General features: G+C 64.6%; 20 protein-coding genes. 3 read left to right on the top strand and 17 right to left on the bottom strand.

Going from position 1 to position 22,536, the window contains the following annotated elements:
- Nucleotides 1-18 precede the first annotated feature (18 nt).
- The 17 genes from RMO95_RS02740 to RMO95_RS02660 all read right to left on the bottom strand — a co-directional run bounded on the left by RMO95_RS02740 (nucleotide 19) and on the right by RMO95_RS02660 (nucleotide 17,836).
- The gene (locus tag RMO95_RS02740; RefSeq protein ID WP_310449059.1) at nucleotides 19-483 is read right to left on the bottom strand and encodes a MarR family transcriptional regulator; all 465 of its coding nucleotides are present in this window, start codon (nucleotides 481-483) and stop codon (nucleotides 19-21) included.
- 227 nt (nucleotides 484-710) lie between these two features.
- Nucleotides 711-2,006 carry an AMP-binding protein gene (locus RMO95_RS02735; protein ID WP_310449058.1) on the bottom strand — a complete coding sequence of 432 codons (1,296 nt, stop codon included), beginning with the start codon at nucleotides 2,004-2,006 and terminating at the stop codon, nucleotides 711-713.
- Between the two features lie 54 nt (nucleotides 2,007-2,060).
- Nucleotides 2,061-4,385: an aldehyde ferredoxin oxidoreductase C-terminal domain-containing protein gene (locus RMO95_RS02730; RefSeq protein ID WP_310449057.1), complete on the bottom strand. Its 2,325-nt coding sequence runs from the start codon at nucleotides 4,383-4,385 to the stop codon at nucleotides 2,061-2,063.
- 58 nt (nucleotides 4,386-4,443) lie between these two features.
- Nucleotides 4,444-4,701, bottom strand: a complete 258-nt coding sequence (locus RMO95_RS02725; protein WP_310449056.1) for a YfhL family 4Fe-4S dicluster ferredoxin — start codon at nucleotides 4,699-4,701, stop codon at nucleotides 4,444-4,446.
- A 42-nt stretch (nucleotides 4,702-4,743) separates the two neighbouring features.
- Nucleotides 4,744-5,277, bottom strand: coding sequence for a ferritin family protein (locus RMO95_RS02720; protein ID WP_310449055.1), 534 nt, complete (start codon nucleotides 5,275-5,277; stop codon nucleotides 4,744-4,746).
- Nucleotides 5,274-6,116, bottom strand: a complete 843-nt coding sequence (locus tag RMO95_RS02715; protein ID WP_310449054.1) for a 2-oxoacid:ferredoxin oxidoreductase subunit beta — start codon at nucleotides 6,114-6,116, stop codon at nucleotides 5,274-5,276. Before RMO95_RS02715 ends, RMO95_RS02720 begins: the two co-directional genes overlap by 4 nt.
- Entirely contained in the window at nucleotides 6,116-7,897 is a 1,782-nt protein-coding gene (locus RMO95_RS02710; RefSeq protein WP_310449053.1) for a 2-oxoacid:acceptor oxidoreductase subunit alpha, read from the bottom strand. Before RMO95_RS02710 ends, RMO95_RS02715 begins: the two co-directional genes overlap by 1 nt.
- A gap of 431 nt (nucleotides 7,898-8,328) precedes the next feature.
- The gene (locus RMO95_RS02705; protein WP_310449052.1) at nucleotides 8,329-9,054 is read right to left on the bottom strand and encodes a metallophosphoesterase; all 726 of its coding nucleotides are present in this window, start codon (nucleotides 9,052-9,054) and stop codon (nucleotides 8,329-8,331) included.
- 10 nt (nucleotides 9,055-9,064) lie between these two features.
- Nucleotides 9,065-9,535 carry a pyridoxamine 5'-phosphate oxidase family protein gene (locus RMO95_RS02700; protein ID WP_310449051.1) on the bottom strand — a complete coding sequence of 157 codons (471 nt, stop codon included), beginning with the start codon at nucleotides 9,533-9,535 and terminating at the stop codon, nucleotides 9,065-9,067.
- Nucleotides 9,536-9,541: 6 nt separating this feature from the next.
- Complete coding sequence (locus RMO95_RS02695; protein ID WP_310449050.1) at nucleotides 9,542-10,063, bottom strand: NUDIX hydrolase; 522 nt, start codon at nucleotides 10,061-10,063, stop codon at nucleotides 9,542-9,544.
- 38 nt (nucleotides 10,064-10,101) lie between these two features.
- Nucleotides 10,102-10,695 carry a UbiX family flavin prenyltransferase gene (locus RMO95_RS02690; RefSeq protein ID WP_310449049.1) on the bottom strand — a complete coding sequence of 198 codons (594 nt, stop codon included), beginning with the start codon at nucleotides 10,693-10,695 and terminating at the stop codon, nucleotides 10,102-10,104.
- Between the two features lie 123 nt (nucleotides 10,696-10,818).
- Nucleotides 10,819-11,526, bottom strand: a complete 708-nt coding sequence (locus tag RMO95_RS02685; RefSeq protein ID WP_310449048.1) for a CBS domain-containing protein — start codon at nucleotides 11,524-11,526, stop codon at nucleotides 10,819-10,821.
- Nucleotides 11,527-11,538: 12 nt separating this feature from the next.
- Nucleotides 11,539-12,777, bottom strand: coding sequence for a Tm-1-like ATP-binding domain-containing protein (locus tag RMO95_RS02680; protein ID WP_310449047.1), 1,239 nt, complete (start codon nucleotides 12,775-12,777; stop codon nucleotides 11,539-11,541).
- A gap of 55 nt (nucleotides 12,778-12,832) precedes the next feature.
- Nucleotides 12,833-14,347 (bottom strand): phenylphosphate carboxylase subunit beta, encoded by a 1,515-nt coding sequence (gene ppcB / locus RMO95_RS02675; RefSeq protein WP_310449046.1) that lies wholly within the window; start codon nucleotides 14,345-14,347, stop codon nucleotides 12,833-12,835.
- A gap of 74 nt (nucleotides 14,348-14,421) precedes the next feature.
- Nucleotides 14,422-15,504 (bottom strand): PEP/pyruvate-binding domain-containing protein, encoded by a 1,083-nt coding sequence (locus RMO95_RS02670; protein ID WP_310449045.1) that lies wholly within the window; start codon nucleotides 15,502-15,504, stop codon nucleotides 14,422-14,424.
- 68 nt (nucleotides 15,505-15,572) lie between these two features.
- Nucleotides 15,573-17,408, bottom strand: a complete 1,836-nt coding sequence (locus RMO95_RS02665) for a PEP-utilizing enzyme (protein ID WP_310449044.1) — start codon at nucleotides 17,406-17,408, stop codon at nucleotides 15,573-15,575.
- Nucleotides 17,405-17,836: a hypothetical protein gene (locus RMO95_RS02660; RefSeq protein ID WP_310449043.1), complete on the bottom strand. Its 432-nt coding sequence runs from the start codon at nucleotides 17,834-17,836 to the stop codon at nucleotides 17,405-17,407. Before RMO95_RS02660 ends, RMO95_RS02665 begins: the two co-directional genes overlap by 4 nt.
- On the opposite strand from RMO95_RS02660, the gene RMO95_RS02655 reads away from it, so the two are divergent.
- From RMO95_RS02655 to RMO95_RS02645, 3 genes are all read left to right on the top strand, one after another.
- Entirely contained in the window at nucleotides 17,835-19,589 is a 1,755-nt protein-coding gene (locus RMO95_RS02655) for a sigma 54-interacting transcriptional regulator (protein WP_310449042.1), read from the top strand. The genes RMO95_RS02660 and RMO95_RS02655 overlap by 2 nt on opposite strands.
- Nucleotides 19,589-20,146, top strand: coding sequence for a pyridoxamine 5'-phosphate oxidase family protein (locus RMO95_RS02650; protein WP_310449041.1), 558 nt, complete (start codon nucleotides 19,589-19,591; stop codon nucleotides 20,144-20,146). Before RMO95_RS02655 ends, RMO95_RS02650 begins: the two co-directional genes overlap by 1 nt.
- Before the next feature lie 186 nt (nucleotides 20,147-20,332).
- A complete protein-coding gene (locus RMO95_RS02645) occupies nucleotides 20,333-21,970 on the top strand; it encodes a hypothetical protein (protein ID WP_310449040.1) in 1,638 nt (545 codons plus the stop codon).
- The last annotated feature ends 566 nt before the right edge of the window (nucleotides 21,971-22,536 follow it).

The raw sequence follows: 22,536 nt of genomic DNA, 5'->3' as shown, positions 1-22,536 counted from the left end.
TGAAGCGACGAACCGGTCTCAGCGATGTTGCGGGAAGACTTTCTGCAGCAGCGCGATGAAGTTCGCGCGCTCGGCCTCGCTGAAGTTGTCCAGCAGGCGCTTTTCGTGCTGGGTGACCTGACGTTTCAGCTTGCGCAGCAGCGCGGTGCCGGCGGCGGTCAGGCGGATCGCATTGGAGCGGCGGTCATGCAGCGCCACCCGGCGTTCGACCAGGCCGCGCCGTTCGAGATTGTCGATGACCGTGACCACGGTCGAGCGATCCAGATGGGTGGCGCGGGCCAGTTCGCTTTGCTTGAGGTCGGGGTTGGCCTCGATGATCACCAGCACGCCGAACAGGCCCGGTGTGACATCCTCCTCGCCGGGGCCGTGGGCGAAATCGCGGAACAGGGCGATCTGGGCCATGCGCAACTGGTAGCCGACCAGCTCGGGCAGCAATCCATAGTCGATGGAGGATTTCTTCTTGGCGGCAGGAATGGCGGGCATGTCGTGGTCTGGTCAGTTCGGGAAGGTATGCGGATTTGCTGAATCCGCAGCCCGATTATGACCGCTGAAAATGCCGTGAGTCAAATAGTCGGAGCGCCAGCAACCCGGCGCCAACTTTTGGTGGCGGCGAGCCGGGAAGGGGCTATCGCCAGCAAGCTGGCTCCTACGTGGGGCACATCGGGGTTTCGTAGGAGCGAGCTTGCTCGCGATATTCATCTCGGTTCGCCCTACTCGAGCCTCACATGAAAGCGCTTGGCCTTCATCTCGAAGCGCGGCAGGAAATTGCGCGCGACATGATGCACGCGAGGACGGAAGGCCAGCATCGAATCCAGCTTGACGGCGATGTCGTGCACCACATCGGGATCGGCGCCTTCGCAGAGTTCGACCTCGATGTCCATCTCGTCCATCTGCTTGACCTTGTTCACCGTGATGCGAAATTCATCGACTTCGGTGAACTTGCGGATGATGTTCTCCACGCCGGCCGGGAAGACATTGACGCCGCGCACGGTGACCATGTCGTCGGCACGGCCGAGGACGCCGCCTTCGAATCGCATGAAGCTGCGGCCGCATTTGCAGCGGTCCAGGTTCGGCCGCACCAGGTCGCCGGTGCGGTAGCGGATCACCGGGAAGCCCCAGCGGCCGAGATTGGTGATCACCAGTTCGCCGCGCTCGCCCGGGGCTACGGCCTCGCCGGTCAGCGGGTCGATCACTTCGGCGATGTATTCGCTCTCGATCAGATGCGTGCCGCCGGGCTGCTCGGCGCATTCGAAGGAATGGGCGCCGACTTCCGAGGCGCCGGCATGGTCGAAGCACTTGGCGGTCCATGCGGCCTCGATGCGCTGCTTGGTGGCCGGTATGTTGGCGCCGGGTTCGCCGGCATGCACCGTGGACTTCATCGGGATCGACTTGATGTCGAAGCCGATTTCGTGGGCCACTTCGGCCAGGCGCAGGGCATAGGTCGGCGTGCAGCAGAGTATGGTCGCGCCGGCTTCGCGCATCAGTTCCAGGCGCTGCTGCGAATCGCGCCCGCCGCCCGGAATCATCACCGCGCCGATCTTGCGCGCACCTTCGACCGCGGCCCAGAAGCCGATGAAGGGGCCGAAGGCGAAGGCCATGAACAGGCGGTCGGAGGCCGTGACGCCCGCGCCGGCCAGCACGTGACCCCAGCAGCGGCCCCACCAGTCCCAGGACTCATGGGTGTCCATCACCTTGAGCGGCACGCCCGTCGTGCCGGAGGTTTGGTGCATGCGCACGTAGGCTTCGACCGGATAAGTCAGGTTGCTGCCGAAGGGACCGTCGGCGGCCTGGTCGTCCATCAACTCGCCCTTCTTGGTCATCGGCAGTTTGGCCAGATCGGCCAGCGTCCTGATGTCGGACGGCTGCACGCCGGCGGCCTGCCACTTGGCCGTATAGAACTTGTTGCGGCCCCACAGCTCGGCCATCATCTTTTGCAGCTTGTCCAGTTGCAGTGTCGCCAGTTGCTCGCGCGGCAGGGTTTCGGTCGCTTCGTCGAAAAATGTCATGTGAGTGTCACCGTCTGTGAGTGTGGCATTCGTGGCGCAAGGTAATCGGGCTTTTCAGCCGCCGGCGATGATCGGCACCAGGCGCACGCGATCGCCGCTGGCGATGCGCCTTGCGCCTTCGCCGGCGAGCACCATGTCGTCATTGACGGCGACATTCCAGGTGCTGTCGCTGAGGTCCGCGGCCGCTTCCGGCAGCTTGCGCAACAAGGCCCGGCGCAGTGCCGTGACGTCGCTCACCGGTTCGTCGATCACCACCGACTGTTCCGGTGCGCCCGGCAGCGCTTTCGGCAAATCGACGCGCACGGCAAAGCCGGTGATCAGGCGCGACAGCTTTTCGTGCCATTCGGCGGCCGGCAGGCCTTCGGCGTTGAGGCCGGTCAGCGCGTAGAAGCGCGCCTTCATGGCATCGAAAGCTTCGCGGTCGATCTTTTCCCCGGCAAACGGGCCTTCGGTCAGGGCTTCCTCGAACCAGCGGCGCGGCAGGGTGTCGTCCTTGGCGCGCAAGCCGAGGCGGAAGTTCAGCATGTGCTCGATGCCGGCAATGTTGCGCCCGATCTCGTCCATCTCGGCCTCGACAAAGCCCTGGCCGGTCAGCGCGCCGAGCTGCACGGCGAAGTCGGCGGGGTCGGGCAGGGACGGCGAGTTGAACAGCTTGGTGTTGAAACGGCACATGCCCACCGAGTCGCCCACCGCGTAGTTGTTCTCGCACTTCCTGACCGCGTATTCCTTGCCTTCGTAGCTGTTGGGCGCCGCCGAGACGACGCCGTTGTAGAGCGAGGCCTTGAGCGCCGGATCGTCGTTGATGCGGGCATTGATTTCCAGCGTCGGGCGGCTCCTCAGATGATCCATGCCGCGCGTGGCGACCGACAGGCTCAGGGCGAAGGCCTTGAGGATGCGCGCATCGTGCGGGTCGGACTGGAACAGGCCCTTGACCGTCAGGCGGTAGTCGAGCGCCTCTTGCGGGTACTTGCCGCGTTCCACGGCGCGCGCCGAATCGGCGATGGTGTCGCCGAAGCCTTCGCGCTTCGCGGTCATGAACAGCAACTGTTCGATCACCGGGTAATTGCCCCAGGTCAGGTCCAGCCCGCCGGTGTCCTGCTGCGTGATGATGCCGCGCTGGTAGAGCTCCATGGCCCAGGCGATGGAACTGCCCGCGGATGCCGAATCCAGTCCGAGGTCGTTGAGGATGTTGTTCAGGCGCAGCACCTGCTCCGGTTCGCTGATGCCGATCAGCGGACCGAACTTGCCCAGGGTGACGTACTCGGGACCGTCGCCCTTGTCGTACTGGTCGTACTTGCCGTCGTTGCGGATGCCGTTGTAGGTGCGCTCTTTGCCGTGCTCGACCTCGGCCTGCGCCTTGTCGTAGCTGGCGTTGCCGGTGAGGCCCTTGAGCGCCGCGGCGCCCCAGCCGCCGTGGCCTTCGGGGGTCATGTCGTTCTGGTTGCGGCAATGCACCGGGCACAGGTAGCAGCCGTCCATGCCGGGGCGGTAGGGATCGAAGTTGTCGGCATCCAACGTCGGCTTCCAGCTGGTCTCCTGGTGGTTCTTGGCGCCCAGCGCGCACAGCACGCGGCTGGGCTTGTAGAGGAAGGGCGTGCCGACCATTTTCAGGGCATTCTTGATCACGCTGGTGGTGATGATCTTCTTGCCGATCACCTTGTTGTACTTGGCCATCGGCTGCACCGGCTGCAGGTCCTTCGGCGCGCCGTGGATCATGATGCCCTTGAGCTTCAACGAACCCATCTTGGCGCCGCCGCCGCCGCGCGCCCAGATCGCCTTGATGCCGCCCATGATGCCGGCGCACAGCACCTGGTTCTCGCCGGCCGTGGTGATGCGGGCCAGCGCCATGTCTTCGCGCTCGACGCAGTTGAAGTCGCGCTCGATGGCTTTCGGCAGGGCCAGGTTGTCCAGGCCGACGTAGGGCGCGGCATCGACGAACTCGACGTTCTCGTAGGCAATCTTCAACAGCGTCCACGAGGGTGCGCAGCCGAACATGACGATGTGGTCATAGCCGTGGCAGCGCAGGAAGGACGGGAAGTAGTCGCCGCCGTTGGCGTCGAGGATCGCATCGGACTCCGGCGATATGCCGGTGAAGTTACCGCGCGTGGCCGAGGGCATGCTGCTGGTCAAGACGCCGGAACCGAAGATCAGCGGAATCTCGGGATCGAGCGCCGCCCGCTCTTCCTCGACCAGGTTGTAGAGCAGCCACATGTTGGCGCCGCGCCCGCCGAGGAAGTTCTTCAGCACCTCCAGCGGCAGGTATTTACGGAGCGTCTTGCGCTGTTCCAGATCGACGAAGAGCACGGCGCCCTGCGAGTTGTACTGCGGCGTGTCGTGCATGCGGGCGACGAGTCGCTCCAGCTTGTTCCTGATACCCATTTGCTTGGCTCCTGTGTTGGTTTGGTCAGGCGGCTCTCGGGCGGCTCTCGGGCGGCCCTCAGGCGGCTTTGAGTGCCTGCAGGCGTTCGTACTTGGCCTGAAGTTCGTCCTTGCTTTCCTTGTGGTCGGGGTCGGGCACGCAGGCACGCACCGGACAGACCTTGACGCACTGGGATACGGCGTGGTGGCCGACGCATTCCGTGCACAGATCCGGATTGATGGTGAAGATGTCCTCGCCGGCCGTGATTGCCTTGTTCGGGCAGGCGGCCAGGCAGACGTCGCAGGCGATGCAAAGGTCGTTGATCAGAAGTGCCATGGGGTGTTCTCCTCGATTGCGGTATGAATTGAAGGGGTGCGGCTATTCCTGGCACAGCGGCGGGTCGGGATCCTCGGCCCCTTGCGCGTCGCCGGGGCCGCATTCGGCCAGCCAGGTTTCGAGCCAGCCGATGTGCTCCTGTTCTTCGGCGGCAAACTCGCGCGCCAGCTTCTGCACGTCCGGGTCGGTCGCGCTTTGCGCAATGCCGGCATAGAACTCCGCCGCCCTGCGCTCATGCTCGAAGGCGAGCAGGATGGCTTCCCGCACCGACAGCTGGTAATGCACCTTGGTGAAGTCGATGACTTCCGGGCTTTCGCTGTGGCGCCACTTGAAATCCCAGGGCGCGATGTGCGGCAGCTCGACCTTGCCGCACATCTCGGTCAGATCGCCCAGATGCGCCTTCTCGGCCTGTTCCAGGCGCCGGAAGATCGCCGCGACTGCGGTCCGGCGATGGACTTCCATCTGGTCGGCGAGTTCGCCATAGCGCTCGGCGGCCTCGGACTCCATGGCCAGCGCATGGGCCAGGAGTACGGGCAGGGTGTTGATGGCGTCGAGGTTTTGCGGATCGTCGCTCATAGCGCAAACCTGGCTTCGAGTTCGGTCACCGAGCCGTTGGTGTTTTCGAATTCGGGACGGAACGGCGGGCGCGAGCCCTTGTACAGCACCTTGCCGACGTTGAAACCGTCGTCGGTCATCAGGCGCCGCGCGGCGCGCGCGGCATCGTCGGTGTAGTCGACCACGGCGGTGCGCACGGTGTCGCGCCATTCGGCCTGTTCGGGGCGGAAGGTGACGCAGGGGCTCAACACCTGGACCAGCGAGAAACCCGGATGCTGGATCGCTTCGACGATGATCCTGGCCATGTTGACCGGGTCGCTGGAGGATACGCGGGCGATGAAATTCGCGCCCGAGGCGAGGCCGACGACCAGCGGCTGGAAGGGATTGATGCCGGTGCCTTCCGGCGTCAGCTTGCTGCCTTCCCAGTCGGGCGCGGTGGTCGGCGAGGCCTGGCCCTTGGTCATGCCATAGACCTGGTTGTCCATGACGATGTAGGTCAGGTCGACATTGCGCCGGCAGGCGTGCAGGAAATGGTTGCCGCCGATCGAGAAGCCGTCGCCGTCGCCGCCGGTGACCAGCACCGTCAGGTCCGGGCGGGCGAGCTTCAAGCCGGTGGCCACCGGCAGGGCGCGGCCATGTACGCCGTGAAAGCCATAGACGCTGGTGTAGGCGGGTATGCGCGAGGAACAGCCGATGCCGGAGACGACGGCGACCTCTTCGGGCGGCAGGGCGAGTTCGGCCAGGGCGCGGGTAATGGCGTTGAGCACGGTGTAGTCGCCGCAGCCCGGACACCAGATCGGTTTCAGCTCGGACTTGTAGTCCTTGGCCGCGTATTTCTTCTTCTGCGCACAGCTTTCCATCACGCGCTCCCTGCATTGAGTTGGTTCAGTTGTTCCAGGATCTGCTTCGGGCCGAAGGCCAGCGGGCCGCCGTGGTGCAGCGAAACGGTCTTTGCCGGCAGCTCGTAGAAGGCGCGCAACATGCGGTAGAACTGGCCGCTGTGCGACTGCTCGACGACCACCGCGCGCTTGATGCCGGCGAGCGCTGCGGCCATCTTCTCCGGCTGCACCGGCGCGATCAGGCGCAGCGAGATCAGGCGCGCGCGGCCGCCGGCGGCGGCGTAGCGGCGCAGCGCTTCGCGCGCCGGGCCGGTGGAGGAGCCCCAGGTGATGATCGCCGTGTCGCCAGCGCCAACTTCCGAATCCTCGATGTCGGCCCAGTGGTCGCCGTAGTTGAACTGGGTCAGCTTGCGGCTGCGCTTGTCCATCTGCGCCTGGTGGTCGGAAGCCTGCGAGGACGGCGTGCCGAACTCGTTGTGCTCCAGGCCGTCGGCGGTGTGGGTCAGGCCCGGCGTGCCGGGAATGGCCATCGGCGAAACGCCGGAGGCGGTCATTGCGTAGCGCTTGTAGCGTTCGCCGGCGACGGCGGGGACGGCGGCGGGGGCGGATGCGGCGGTTGCCACCAGGCGCTGGCCGATGAAGGCCAGCTCGGCCGGCTTGGGCACGATGGCGCGGGCCTGGCCCATGGCCTGGTCGGTGAGCACCAGGGCGGGGGCCTGCATGGCCTCGGCCAGATGCACGGCCCACTGCGTGGTGAACAGGCAGTCGGGCACCGAGTTGGCGGCGACCACGATATGCGGCGCGTCGCCGTGCAGGCCGTAGACCGCGATGTTGAGGTCGCTCTGTTCCGACTTGGTGGCGATGCCGGTCGAGGGCCCGACGCGCATCACGTCCACCACCACCAGTGGCACCTCGGCGGCGACGGCGAGGCCCAGCGATTCGATCATCAAGGAGAGGCCGGGGCCGGAGGTGGCGGTCATCGCCGGCACGCCGCCGTAGGAGGCGCCGATGATCTGGTTGATCGAGGCCAGTTCGTCCTCGGCCTGCACCAGCATGCCGCCGACCTTGGCCAGGGACGGCGCCAGCCATTCCAGCACCTCGGTGGCGGGAGTGATCGGGTAGGCGGCGACGAAGCGCACGCCGCCGCGGATCACGCCAAGGCCCGTGGCCTCGTTGCCGGTGATGCTCCAGCGCGGTTCTATTGCGGCGGCAACCGATGTTGCCACCGTCGGCAGCTTCGGAATCGCCGGCAGGTCGGCGGCGGCGGCAAAGCCGGCGTGGAACGCGGCCATGCTGGCGTCGATCGCGGCCTGGCCCTTGCGCTTCAGGGTCTTTTCGACCACGGCCTGCATGGCTTCCGGCGGCAGGCCGATCAGGCCGGCAATGGCGCCCAGCGCCACCATGTTGGGGCGGCCGTTCTCGATCTTGCCGGCAATCTCGGTCATGGCCAGCGCGGCCTGCCGCGGGCGGCCGGCGAGCAGGGCGGCCGGTGCATCGCCGTGGGCCGGATCGCCGACGATCAGGCTCTCGGCAACCAGCGGAATCTCCGCCGAGAAGCGAGCAATGTTGTCCCAATCGATGGCCATCAGCAGATGGAAGCTGTCGTCGTGCGACATGATCGGCTCGGTGGCGAAACGCAGCATCGCGGCGGCTTCGCCGCCACGAATCTGCGGCCCCGAGGAACGACTCATCAGGGCATACCAGCCGGCCTGGGCCGCCGCGTCAAGCAGCAGCGAGCCGGCCGTAACGACGCCCGCGCCGCCGCTGCCGGCGATGACGAGCGAGACACTTTTGATTGTCACGAGCTTCCTCCTCCTGTCGAATTTCGCCGCGGTTTGATCCGCCTGCAGTTCGTTGAACCCTAATTAGATCAGGGCTAAATAACCCTACTGTCAGGAGAGAATAAACGCAAGAAAGGTGGAAGTCAAATCATTTGTGGTCCATCATAAAACGCTGATGCAGGTCGCCGTGTCGGACTCTGTCTGCCGGGAATTTCGCTGCGCGAGCCGGCAAGCGCCAACTCTTGCGTAAGGCAAGTCGTGCGAGGTGGCTTGAACCTGAAAATCTCAATTCAATCCGCAGATGACGCAGATTGCGCAGATTACGCTGAGCGCAGTGGCCAGTGCCCACGGCGCACCTCGGAGGTGGTACGACCCGACCAAGCAACGCCCTGATCCATCTGCGTCAATCGGCAAAATCTGCGGATCAAATGCTTTTTGCAAATTCAATCAACTCAAGTCTGCAGGAAATCGTGGCTGTTGCCGTCGAGCACCAGGCAGGTCAGCACGCCGCTGCGGTAGGCGCCGGTGTCGATGCCGATGCGGTTGTGGCGGACTTCGGGTTGGGCGCTGATGCTGTGGCCATGGACAATCATCGCGCCATGCTCCAGATCCGAATCGAGAAAGGACCTGCGGATCCACATGCAGTCGTGGTCGCGTTGTTGCGCCAGCGGCACGCCGGGGCGCACGCCGCCATGGACGAAACAGTAGTCGCCGGCGCGGTGGCTGACGCGCAGGGAACTGAAGAACGCCAGGTCCTCCCGCGGCAAGGCTGCCGCAAAGCGCTCGCGCAGCGCGATCACGCTGGCGTCGTCGCGCGCCCGGCGGTCGGCGATCGCCACGCCGTAGTCGGCCAGGGTGTCGAGTCCGTCGTAGTCGAACCAATGCCGGCCTGCATCGTTTTCGCCGCCGAGAAAACGCAGCAGCAGGTCTTCGTGGTTGCCCCTGAGCCATACCGGCTCGAATCCTGGCGGCTGCCATTTCTGTACACGCGCCACCACCCCGCGCGAATCCGCGCCGCGGCTGACATAGTCGCCGAGATAGACCAGCAGCTTGCGCGCCGCCGCGCGCCGCCGTGCGTCCGCCGCGATGCGCTCGTGCAGCGCCGCCAGCAGGTCGAGCCGGCCGTGGATGTCGCCGATGGCGTAGATGACCGTATCCGGCGGCGTTTGCCTGCTCATTGAGCGAGGCTCAGGCGAAGTCGCGCATCTCGGCATACACCGCGTGTTCCATCCTGAGCATGGCCTCGCGCTTATCCGCCGGCCATTCATAGCCCAGCGCGGTGGTGCCGACGCCGGGCCAGGATTGGTCCTTGGACGCCACCACGGCCATTTCCCAGAGCATGACCGAGGCCGGTGCCGCGGCTTCGATGCGATCCTTGATGCGGCGCGCCTTGCCCTTGACCAGGAAACTGATGTCGCCCGGGCCGATGACCTGGATCGCCACCTGGCCGCTGCGCTGCAGGTTTTTCATGGACGAACTGCCGAGGTCGACGCCGAAGCGCAGGCGCATGGCATCCATCGCCACGACCCAGGTATAGGCGGAACCCGCATAGCCGTCGCTGCCCGTGGTCAGCATCAGCGCCGGTGCGCCGGGGCGCAGGTAGTCGATCAGCCTTGGCGCGAGGACGGGACCGCTGTGAGCCAATTCGCTGCCCTCCATTTTCGATCAGCCGCCGGCCGTCCGCCATGGTGCGGTGACGTCGAGGATCACCTGGTGCAGCCAGCGGTCTGTGGCGCTGCCGGCGGTCGGCGACGGCTGCAGCGGTACGCGCCCGTGGTCGAACAGCGCCACCTCGGCCGCGTCGTCGCCGGCGAGCGGGCGGCCGCCGGTCGAATGGGCGCGATAGGCGACGATCAGCACATCGACGTCGGCTTGCGAATACACGCCGGACAGTCCGTCCAGCGCGATTTCCAGGCCGCACTCCTCGCGCGCCTCGCGTTGCACCGCCTCGGGCACCGATTCGCCGCTTTCGACGTAGCCGGCCGGCGGCGCCCAGTAGCCGGCGAGCGGCGGGTCGCGGCGCAGGATCAGCACCAACTGCCGCTCGTGCTCGATCACGGCCATGCCGACGGGCGCCGGGTTGCGCCAGGCGATGAAGCCGCAAGCCGGGCATTGTTCGCGCTGGCGTCCGCCGATGCCGGCATACGCCATGCGCGTTCCGCACTGGCTGCAATGTCGCGCGCTCATGCGGCGCTCCGGCGTTTCATCCGGCCCACGCCGCGGCGCTACTGCGACTTCTTGGCGCGTTCGCGCTCTTCATTGCCGGTCCAGCGCTTGAACAGGTCCAGTTCGACGCCCAGATCGAACTGGTCGAGCGCCTTGTTGACCGACTGGTTGATGATGTCGTCGAGCGTCTTCGGCTGGTGGTAGAAGGCCGGCAGCGGCGGCACCAGCACGGCGCCGATCTCGGTGACCTGGGTCATCAGGCGCAGGTGGCCGAGGTGCAGCGGCGTCTCGCGGATCATCAGCACCAGCTTGCGCCGTTCTTTCAGCGTGACGTCGGCGGCGCGGATCAGCAGGTTGGTGTTGAAGGAATTGGCCAGCGCCGACAGCGTCTTGATCGAACACGGCGCGATCACCATGCCGTGGTGCCGGAACGAACCCGACGAAATGCAGGCGCCGACGTCGTTCACATCGTGCACCTGGGTGGCCAGTTTTTTGACCGCATCTATCGTGTAGTCGGTTTCATAGACGATCGTGCGCTTGGCGGAATCCGACATCACCAGATGGGTTTCGACGCCGACCTGCTGCAGCACCTCCAGTATCCTCAAGCCGTAGATGGCGCCGCTCGCGCCCGAGATGCCGACTACCAGTTTCATGCTCTTGTCCTTGCGTCAGATTGGGGTCCGCGGGGTTCGCAATGCGGCCGGCCGGTATCGCCGTGCCGCCAGCGCCGACTCTTGCGGATGGCGGCCACATTGTTTCACGGCTGCCGCTGCTTGTCAGTGTCCGCCGCCTGCTGGCCCGGCCTGACAGGCTTCGCCATGCTGCACCTCGGTCGCTTCGAGGACCGGGAAGCCGGCAGCTTCCAGAGCGGCGGCAACGTCCTGCCCGGCATCGGCATGGAAGCGCAGGATGACCTTTTTTTCCGGATAGCCCCATTCCGTGTGCTCCTCCTGGCGTCCGACCGGGTACACGGCCTGCAATACCGCCCCCGCGGCTTCGACCACATCGACGATCCGACCGAGCACGCCGGGCCCGAGGCGCACGGGCGCCAGCGTGACGCCGCTGCGGCGCTCCCAGGCGCCCAGGCAATGGGCCGCCAACTGGAATATTTCGTTGGCGGAAATGACGCCCACCACCTGGTCTGTTTCCATGACCGGAAGCTGCGCCACGCCGAGTTCCCGTGCCTTCAGCAGGCAATGCTCCATGGTGTCGCCGGCCCCGATCGTTGCCGGGTTGCGCACCATGATGTCGCGCACCTTGAGGCGGGTGACGAAGAAGTTGAACTCGTCGGTGCTCTGCGTGCGCAGTACGAAGTGTCCCATGCGCAGCAGGTTGGCCCGCGTCACCAGCCCGCGCAGCTTGCCGTTGTCGACGACCGGCAGGGCGTGCAGATTGTTTTCGCTGATGATCCGTTTGGCCTCCGACACCAGCGTGTCGCTCGAAATGATCGTCGGGTTGGCCTGCATCCAGTTGCGCACCATCATGGCTGTGTCTCCTTATTTCTTCTGTTGCTGCAGGCGGACGAATTCGTCGACTGCCGCACGGGCGAATTCCGGGGTGTAAAGATGCAGCGGCAGCTCCTTGACCCGCGTGGGATCGTCGAGCTTTTCCTTGAGCCGGGCGACGAAGGCGGCATCGGCCACCGGGTCGTAGATCGGCCGCCCTTCCTTGTCCAGCGAGGACCAGCCCTTGAGCGGCACGAGGAAAGTCCATGGTCCCTTGGCGCGGTTGAGCCGCTCGGCGATCACGTCGGCGGCCTGGCGCAGTTCCTCGGCGGTGGTGCGCACCTGGACGCGCAGCGCGTCCTGCACGTACTGCACGCGGTCCTTGGTCCGTTCCAGCATGTCGGCGCGGCCGCCGTAGGAAAGGATGTCGAGGCCGCAGGGCGCCAGCACCATCGGAATGCCGGTTTCCACGGCGGCCATCAGCCGGTCCGGTCCGGGATCGCGGTTGCCCTTGAACAGATGTTCCATGATGCCGCCGATGCAGATGTCGAGCACGCCGTGAAAGGCGCCGTCGCGGATCATTTCCTCCATCGCCTTGTCGCCCTTGCCCTGGGCGTGGCAGACGATGGCCGTGAAGCCCGCTTCCTCCAGCATGGCCAGCGCCGACTGCACCGCCATCTCGCCGAAGCCGAAGGAGGAGATGGCGACACAGGGCTTGTCGAAAACGATGTTCGTGCCCTGCGTCATCTCGACCATGCCGCAAATGGCGCCGACCGCGTTGATGATCTGCGCACGCAGCAAGGGATTCATCTTGACGATGTCGAGCACCGTGTGATGCATGGTGATGTCGCGCGTGCCGACGTACTTGTCGATGTAGGCGGGGTGCGCCGCCATGGGCGAAGCCATCAGCTTGGGCATGCCGAAGGGAAGCTGCTTCATGATCGAGGTGGCGACCAGGGTCGCGGTGCCGCCGCCGATGCCGATGATGCCGTGCACCTTACCCTCCGCCAGTAGATCCTGGACGATCGCCGCGGCGCCCATGATCTGGTTGTTGGTGGCCGTGTCGCGGTCGGAGCGGTACTTCTCGCGCACCACGTCGATAGTCAGGCCGCCGCGCGCGGCGACGTCCTCGGTGCGGATGTCGCCGGGAAAGGGCGGTGGCTCTTCCATGCTGAAATCGAGCAGGATCGGCTGGTGGCCGCGGTCGGCAATCAGTTGCTTGACGAAGACGATGTCTTCGCCACGGGTGTCCAGGTTGCAGACGATGACAATGCCTTTTTTGGAATTCATGTTCTCAGTCTGATTGCGGCGCCGGCAGGCGGTTTCGCCTGCCGGCGCCGGTTCTTCACTTGCCGCTCTTGGCCTTCTTCACTTCGGGCTTGGTCAGCCGGTTGATCATGCCGGCCACCGGACTGGTTCCCGCGAAGCCGTACTCGTTCCAGCGGTCCGAGACTTTCTGCAATACCGTGCGGTCCATGAAGATCTCGTTGGGCTTGTCGGTCCACTCGTAAGGCGTGCAGGCATCGAGGATGATGCGGCTGGTGATGTCGCGTGCATTGATTGGTAAGCCCGGATCGAGCGGCGTGGAGCGGCCGCGGTCGATGATCTGCGCCGAACGCTTGGGATCGAAGCGGGTGGCCAGCGCCCACCAGACGCGATCCCAGTCGTCGGCCTCGATGTCGTGATCGACGACGATGACGCCCTTGACCCCGTAGTGGCCGGTGGTGGTGGCGATCACGGCATTGCCGACGTGGTTGGAATGCCCCGGATACATCTGCTTGACCGAGACCACGACCCAGAAACGGCCGCAGGCTTCGGGCGGGATATATACGCTCTGGATGCCCGGCACCTTCATGGTTTCGAGGTCATGCCAGAGCGTCGCGGTGCGGTTCAGCGACTGGATCATGTGGATGTCGTTGATCGGCTTGCCGACGGTCGTCGCCCACATCACCGGCTTGTTGCGATGCAGGATGCGTGCGATGCGCAGCACCGGCTTGGGATAGTCCTTGCCCTTGTTGCCCGAGTAGTAACCGGTGTATTCGCCGAAAGGGCCCTCGTCCATCAATTCGTTGGGGTCGATCCAGCCTTCGGCGATGATCTCGGCATTGGCCGGCAGGGTCAGTCCGGTCAGTTCCGACTTGAACACCTTGACCGGCTTGCCGCGCAGCGAGCCGGCCACTTCGTATTCATCCACTTGGGCGCTGACCAGGGTCGAGCCGGCGAGGAACAGCACCGGATCGGTGCCGACCACGTAGGCGGCCGGCATCAGTTCGCCGCGCTCCTGGTACTTCTTCATGTGCATGTCGCCATGCTTGCCCTTGATGATCTGCGAGCCGAGGATGTTCTTGCCCAGCACCTGGGCGCGGTAAGTGCCCAGATTGGTCCAGCCGGTGTCCGGGTCCTGGGTCACCAGAAAGCCGGAGGTGACGAAAAAGCGCCCGCCGTCGTCGGGATAGAACCAGGGCGAGGGGAACATCTCGATATCGACGGCATCGCCCTCGATGATGTTCTCCTTCACTTCGGGATTGTCCACAAACTCCGGCTTGACCATGGTCTTGGTGGTCAGTTCCATCCACTTCTTCGCCAGTTGGCTCATCGACAGCGAGGGATCCTGCTCCAGCGCGATGGCCAGCCGCCGCGAGGTGGTGAAGGCGCTGGTGAACACCGGAATGTCATAGCCCTTGACGTTTTCATAGAGCAGGGCCGGTCCCTTCTGTTCCTCGTTGACCTTCGAGACGTGGCACAGCTCGAATTTCCAGTCCACCTCGGTCTTGACGCGATGCAACTCGCCGTTGAGATCGAGGGCGGCGATGTAGCTGCGGATATCGTCGATGGGTTTTGCTTTCGCTGGTGCTTTCATGTGCGCTCCGTAGTAGTTCAGGTGTTGTGGGTGAAATCGAATCGTTGTTCGGTGGCTTGTCCTGCCGGATTGGTTCAGCTGACTTTCTTGCCGGTCAGCAGGCTGGTAAGGATGTAATCCATCGCCGAAGCGCTGCCGGCGGACACCGGCTCCCGCTGCTTGTCGCTCCAGATGGTTTCCGGCCGCGCCTGAAGGATGAAAATGTTGCCGCCGGCCGGCAGATCCTTGTCGATGGCCCACTCGATGTCCATCGGCCGGCCGTAGTGTTTTTCGATCTGCTTGCCCATCCAGGCCAACTCGGTGATCTCATCGTCGATGATCGACTGCACGTTCTGGCGCTCGAACGGCACCTCGGTGGCGACCGACTTCTGCTCGCGCAGATCGACCGTGTAGCAGACGGTCTTGTTGGATATGGTGCGCTCCAGGATGTCGAGCGCGACCTTGTTGACCACGAAGTGGTCGGGCGTTACCTCGCCGGAGACCACCGACTCGCCGAAGCCGAAATTCGAGTCGATGACGATCACCGAGCGGTCGCCGTTGGTGGGATGGATGGTGAACATCACGCCGGCGGTGAAGGAATTGGTCATTTTCTGGATGCCGACGCTGATCGCCACCTGCTCGTGGGGGAAACCCATTTTTACGCGATAGGCGATGGCGCGGCCGGTGTACAGGCTGGAGATGCAGCGCCGCACGTGGTGCATCACGTCGTCGATGCCGCGGATCCACAGATAAGTGTCCTGCTGACCCGCAAAACTTGCGCCGGGCAGGTCCTCGGCCGTGGCGCTGGAACGCACCGCGACCGGGACCGCCGGAACGCCACAACGTACCGACAGCTTGCGATAGGACTCGGCAATCAAATCCTCCAGCTCGATGGAGATCGGGCGCGATTCGATCATCTCGCGGATGATGCGGGAGGCTTCCTCCAGCTTGTCCATGTCCTGGTGATCGAGGCCCTTGAGCAGGCCATTCACTTCGGACAGGATGCCGGCGTCGCGCATGAACTGCGCATAGCCCTGTGTCGTCAGGGCAAAACCCGGCGGCACGCGCACTCCTGCATTGATGAGTTCTCCGAGCGAGGAGCATTTACCCCCCACCAGAGCCACGGAGTCCTTGTTGACCTCCTCGAACCAGCACACTAATGGCGTGGTGTCATTCATTCCAGCCTCCCTGCGAGCCTCTTCGATTGCCAAAATGCTGCCCATGGTCGGTACCCTTTACTGCCGTCTCAGCGCGTGATGGTGATCGAACCCGACGAACCGTCGACCCGCAGCATCATTCCGGTCTTGATCACCTTGGTCGCGTGCCCGGTACCCACCACCGCCGGCATGCCGTATTCGCGGCAGACGATCGCGGCGTGGCTCATGACCCCGCCGACGTCGGTGACGCAGGCATTGATCTTGGCGAAGGCCGGCGCCCAGGACGGCGAGGTGGTCGGCGCGACGAGAATCTCGCCTTCCTGCAGGTCGCGGATGTCCTGCGCGCTGCGGCAGACGCGCGCCTTGCCCTCGACGATGCCGGGACTGCCGGCAAAGCCCTTGAGCTCGGTGATGCTGTCGGGATCGCCGGCATCCTGCACCGAGGCCCAGTCGGCCAGCGACTTGTTGGTGACGCCCCAGAGCACGATGGTGAAGGGCTCCTGGATCACCTCGGGCGCGATGCCGATCGCAGGCGGCGCGCTCCACTGGCGGAACTTCTCCATGACGCCCTTGCGCCACTCGATTTCCGGCGGCCAGGTGAAGGTGCCGCGCGGCTTGACGCCGGTGGCCCAGGCGGTGACGACGTCCCACAAGGCCTGCTTGATCTCGTCGCGGCGCATGTACCAGATGTCCTCGATGTCGTTGATCATGCCGTGATCCTTCATGATCGCCGCGACTTCGCGCATCTTGTTCCAGAACACCGAGTGGAACCAGTGCTCGACGTAGAACAGGTGGTTCTCGACATAGGGGAACACGGTCTTGGCGCAGCCCAGCAGCTCGTCGAACTGCTTGAGGTCGGCTTCGTTGGTGATCAGCGCGCGGTACTCGGCGGTTATGCGGTCGCGTTCGGCGCGCACGGCCTCGACCGGACGGTCGATGCTGACGCCGGCCTTGATCTTGCCGATGTAGGTCTGGATGCCGGACAGCGGGATGTCGAGCGTGTCGTTCCAGCTGCGGTCGGTATGGAACCAGCCGGTGCCGGTGGAGATGTTGAACCACGGATAGCGGGCCTTCTCGAAGGCGGCCAGCCATTCCGCGCCCTTGGGCAGCTTCTCGACCGCCAGCTTGACGGCGACCCAGTCGCGGTTGCCGACCACGGCCTGGTCGACGCCCATGGCCACGGCCTTCTTCGCCAGTTCCTTGAGCTCGTCATCCGGCTTGTACATGATCACGTCGATGCCCGAGATCATCTGCGTGATGCGCTGCAGCGGGATGCTGGGGAACAGCTTCTGCGTGAAGTCCATGAAGAAGACGTAGGCCGCATAGCCGAGGTTGAGGAACTCGAAGTGGTACTGCCAGCACTTGATGCCGAGGTTGATCAAGTCGTCGTAGTTCTTGATCAGGTGGTAGCCCTTGGACTCGCCGATGGCGTCCGTCACCACCGAGATATCCTCGAGGTCCGGCAGGGGCGAGATCTGCAGGTCTTCCAGCTCCTTGATGGTGGCCTCCATCTTGGTCTTCCACTTGGCTTCCAGCGCGTCCCAGTTCTTGTAGTAGTAACCGGCGCGCTCCATGAAGTTGGGCACGCGGCTGCCGATTTCGGCGCCATCCTTGACCGGCACCGGCGAGATGTAGACGTAGCCGTTGATCATGCGGTGGTCGACGCCGCGCACCGGCGGCACCTGGAAGATGCGGTTGTTGAACTGCGACAGGGCGAGGAACCAGGCTTCGTCCCAGATCGTGTCGAAGGGATACAGCGGCTCCGGGTAGTGCAATCCGTCGTAGAACCAGAATGTCTCCTTTTCGTACTGGTTGCGTTCCGGATCGTCGGTGACGAACTGGTACTGGTACGGGTACATCCTTTCCCAGCCTTCGGTGCCTGGAATCGTGGCGGCTTTTACGTCGTGCGGAACTGGAAACTTCATTGAATGTCTCCTTCTGTAATTTTTTGAATTTCGGATTGTTTGGTCCCGGTCGGATGCCCGGAGCAAGCGATGTAACGCAAGCCACGGGCCAGCCGCGATGGCGCGGTGCAATATGCGGGGGGAGGTCGGCGGGTTGCGACGCGATCGGAACCGACTAAAAAAGCCGATTCAGCGCCTTGCGCGCCTGCAGCAAAAATGACGTGGGCAAGTCCGCGGAAGGGGGCTTGCAGGGCCGCGGACGAAAATCGACCCTTGATCATTTGATCAAATTCCACGTTGCCAGTCGGGGTTTTTGATGTTTCGAGCAATAGCCGGAATCGCGACCGCCGCCGGCGGGAAAATGATTGTTTGACATCCATCAAGGCTGCGTTCACGATCAGGCATTGAATGGGCGGATTGAGGAGTAGACAGAGTGAGAGTGAGGCCATGACCAAGCTCCGCAGTGTCGGGCGTACCAGCAGTTCGAGCAGCGAGGATTTGCGCGCCCGCGTGCATTTTTGTGCCGAAACCGGACAGATCTGGTTGCACGAGCACCGCATGCTGCTGGTGCATGCCGAGGCGCAGGCCGCCTTGCGCAAGGAACTGATCGACACCCTGGGCATGGACCGCGCGCGCGGCTTGCTGACGCGCATGGGCTACGCCTCCGGCGTGCGCGACGCCGAGCTGGCGCGCACCCGCGCCGAGGATTCGAGCGATCTCGACGCCTTCATGACCGGCCCGCAACTGCACACCCTGGAAGGCATCGTGCGCGCGACCCCGGTCAAGGTGGAGCTGAATCGCCACACCGGGCAGTTCTACGCCGAGATCCTCTGGGAGCATTCCTGGGAAGGACAGTGGCATCGCCACCATTACGGCATCCACAGCGAGCCGGTGTGCTGGACCCAGATTGGCTATGCCTGCGGCTATACCTCAGCCTTCATGGGTCGCACCATCCTCTACAAGGAGGTCGAGTGCACCGGCATGGGCCACAACAATTGCCGCATCATCGGCAAGCCGGCCGAGGAATGGGACGACGCCGCCCTGCAGATGCGCTACTTCAACAGCGAGTCGATCGCCGACCAACTGATCGACCTGCAGACCCAGGTGGTGCAACTGCGTTCCTCGATCGGCGACCGCGACCAGTTGCCCGAGGACGTCACCGGCGCTTCGCCGGGATTTCGCGCCGCCTATGCGCTGCTCAAGCAGGCCGCCGGCAGCCACATCAGCGTCCTGCTGCGCGGCGAGACCGGCGTCGGCAAGGAAGTCTTCGCGCGCAGCCTGCACGAAATGAGCTCGCGCAGCGGCAAATCCTTCGTCGCCGTGAACTGCGCGGCGATTCCGCACGAGCTGGTCGAATCCGAACTCTTCGGCGTCGAGAAGGGCGCCTTCACCGGCGCCCTGGTTTCGCGCCCGGGGCGTTTCGAGCGCGCCGACGGCGGCACGCTGTTCCTCGACGAGATCGGCGACCTGCCGGCGTCGGCCCAGGCCAAGCTGTTGCGCGTGCTGCAGGAAGGCGAGATCGAACGCCTAGGCGACCAGAAGACGCGCAAGATCAATGTGCGGCTGGTCGCCGCCACCAATGCCAACCTGCAGCAACTGGTCAAGGAAGGGCGTTTCCGTTCCGACCTCTACTACCGCCTCAACGCCTACCAGATCGTGATTCCGCCGCTGCGCGAGCGCAAGCAGGACATACCGCTGCTGTCCAAGCATTTCCTGGCCAAGCACAGCGCGATCCACGGCAAGAAGCTGCGCGGCTTCACAGACAAGGCCAAGCGCGCCTTGCTCGGCTACCCGTGGCCGGGCAACATCCGCGAACTGCAGAATGCCGTCGAGCGTGGCGTGATTCTCGCGCCCAGCGGCACGCGCATCGAGGTCGGCCATCTGTTCATGTCATGCAACGACGACCAGCCGCATGAATTCGGGCTCGACCCCACCGGCGGCCTCGACATCAACTGCTGGGAAACCGGCAAGGACCTGCGCGAGGCGGTGTTCAACGGCTCGCTGACGCTGGACCAGGTCGAAGCCATGCTGCTCGAAACCGCCGTCGACAAGGCGCGCGGCAACCTGTCTTCCGCCGCGCGCATGCTCGGCCTGACCCGGCCGCAGATCGCCTATCGCCTCAAGCGCCTGCACGAAGGCAAGGAAGGCGCCGACGATTTCGGCCCCGCATCCCTCGACCCGACGCAGGCAGGCGCGGCCTGATGCCCACGGCATTGCCGCAGCCGCTGGCCGACTACCTCGCCGGCCACCATGTCATGACCCTGGCCACCCACGGCGCCGCAGGCCCCTGGGCGGCGGCCGTGTTCTACGCCAGCGAAGGGGCGTCGCTGATCTTCCTGTCTTCGCCGACCACGCGCCACTGCCAGAACCTGGCGCTCGATCCGCGCTGTGCGGCGACGATCCAGGAGGACTACAGTGACTGGGCACAGATCAAGGGCATCCAGCTCGAAGGCCGCGTCGTCGAACTGCAGGGCGAGGACGAAAAGCGCGCCCAGCGGCTCTATGGCGAAAAGTTTCCCATCGTCGGCCCGCTGGCGAAGATGCCGCCGGCCATCGTCAAGGCGCTGGCCAAGGTGCGCTGGTACCGCCTGCTGCCCGAGCGCATGCATTTCATCGACAACAGCCAGGGCTTTGGCCACCGCGAGGAAATCGAACTCAGGCCACCGCTGACCGGGCCCCCGGGCGCCGTGTCGCCAGCGCCAACTCTTGCAGAACTCCAGGGCCGCGCCGTCCGCATTGCCGACAGGGCAATCGCATGAATCTGGCTCCCTCCCCAGGCCTTGCCTGCCGGGAAATCCGCTTCGCGGGCCGGCAAAGGGGAGGGCTGGGGTGGGGATGGGGAGGGCCGGGGTGGGGCCGGGGCAAGCCGGCATTGCCGAGTCTTCCTATAATCACCACGTCGTATGCGGCTAGAATGGTCGGGCCGCGCCGCAGGGGGGAGCCCGATGTTCGAACTTGGAAAACTGTTCTCGCACAAGCCCGATCACCCGATGAATTCGGTCGAGGCCGCGCGCCGGCTGCTGAAGCCCCTGGAAAAATCCAAACCGGATGCGGCGCTGATCGAGGTCGAGGTGTGGGCCAGTTCGCTGGCCAACACCGACGGCTTCGCCTGCGACGACCGCTTCCTGATCGTCGCCGAGATCGAGTCGGCCGGCAACCGCTTCGCGGGCGCCGTGTTCCAGGAATATCTGCACCACATCCACACGCGCGACCACGACCTGCGCAAGCTCTACGAGTTGCTCCACAGCTACTGGATCGCCGTGGCCGCGGCTTACGAGCGCTGCGTCCAGGATCACGAAGCCGGCGCGCCCGGCGCGGCGCATTTCGCCAGTCACCTCGCTCAAGCCATAGCGCGCGCCATACGCGCCAGCGAGCATGCGGAACGCATGCGCCAGCTGCGCTATATCGGCTCCGGGCCTGAGCTCTGGAAATCGCCCTGCCGGCTGTTCGCCTATGCCGAGAAAATGCAGCTCGATCACGTCGCGATCGTGGTGCACGAGCGCGAAGTGCATTCCAACATCCGCGCCGAACTGCTGCGCATGGCGGGCATGAGCCTGGCCGCGCTGCACGAGTTGCCGCCGGAACAGGTGGAGCTGGCCGGCCGCATACTCGAACGCTTCGCCGTGTCCTTTGCCTGGTCGCCGGAGCCGCAGCCCGACTGCAATTTCGTGATCGACCTGGCCGCCGGCACGCCGCCGCGGCAACGCAATCCCGACGAAGCCGCGTCACCCGCCAAACGCTACTTCGGCGGCGGGCCGGCCCTGCCCAAGCTCACGGAAATCGAAGGCCTGGTCGAGAAGAACCTGCTCGCCGAAGAGGCCCGCTTCGGCCCGGAATTCACGCAGGCGCAAATCTTCAGCGTGATTCGCCACCTGCTGATCTACCTGGGGCCGACGCCGCCGCAGCGGCGCTTCGAGCGCACCGCGGTGACTGACCCGGTTGAGATCATCCATGGCTTCGCCTCGATCTCGCCGCGCGTGACCATCCTCGACGCGGGATCGGGCGCGGCGCTCGACGACGACCTCAACGTCGAGCAGCACCAGCGCTCGAGCGTCCAGCTCGCGGCGGAAACCCCGGACGCGGCGCCGGAAATCTGGACCCTGCGCGACCGCAGCGAATGGGGCGCCGGCGTCGAAGTGCCGCAGCGCCTGGGCGCCTGGGCCGAACCCGGCGTGCTCTGCGGCGGCCGCGAGAACGCAGCGTCGCCGTGGTGGGTTGGCATCATCCGCAGCGTCGAAGCCTCCGAATTCGGCCGCATGCGTTGCGGCCTCTGGATCGTCTCCAAGCGTCCGATCGCCACCCATCTGCGCGTGATCGGCAGCGAAACGCACCAGGCCTCGAACTGGGAAACATCGAGCGGCGGTTTCAAATACACCTACCTGCGCGCCCTGCTGCTGCCGGACGGCATCAAGGCGCACGACCGCCCGGTGATGCTGATCGAACGGCAAGCGATCTGGATCGGCGAACTCTACGAAGTCATGGCCGGCGAACACGCCCGCCACGTCCGGCTCATGGAACTCATCGAAGAAGGCGCCGACTACATGCGCGTCGCCTTCGCCTGGGTGGCGCCGGGCAAGAGCTGAATCGCGCCGCCCCGCGCCCCGCGCCGCGGATCGCCGTGTCGCCAGCGGCAACTTTTGTTTTTGGATGGGTTGGAAGCGGGCGGGATGGATGTTTGTTTCTTGGCCGAAGCGGCAATCGTTCAGTTTGGATGTGCTACCGCTCGGTGCCCTAAGCCGACGTAGGCTGGTTGAGAAAGCGGCCACTCAGAGCCCACTACAGATGCCGGATATATGACTGCATGCGCTTCCCAACAGCCAAACCTATCGGTCAGTTCTCTTGACTTCGGGGGGAGTCCATATACGTGGTGTTAGGTGGCGTTTGAGTTGTATTCATGTAGTTCCCATGCGGCCAAAGGAAGCCCTTTTTCTTTTGCTTTGATTTTGGCGGAAGCGATGATTTCCTTATAGCGCTGCACAGAATCCAGTTGGGTCCAGCGTTCTTGAGTGAACCCTGGAATTTTCCTGAGAATGATTGAATCAATTGGACAGTGTGGGGGCGTCGGTAGCCTGCCCAAACACCATAAATACTTCAGGTCACTGCTGTCCGGCTAAATCGCGAACAGATTCAATTGGTTGTTGATGATACT

The sequence above is a fragment of the Sulfuritalea sp. genome (genome assembly GCF_031426875.1).
Lineage (GTDB): Bacteria > Pseudomonadota > Gammaproteobacteria > Burkholderiales > Rhodocyclaceae > Sulfuritalea.
The sequence above is the reverse complement of the archived record's forward strand: the minus strand, read 5'-3'. Positions and strand labels throughout refer to the sequence as shown.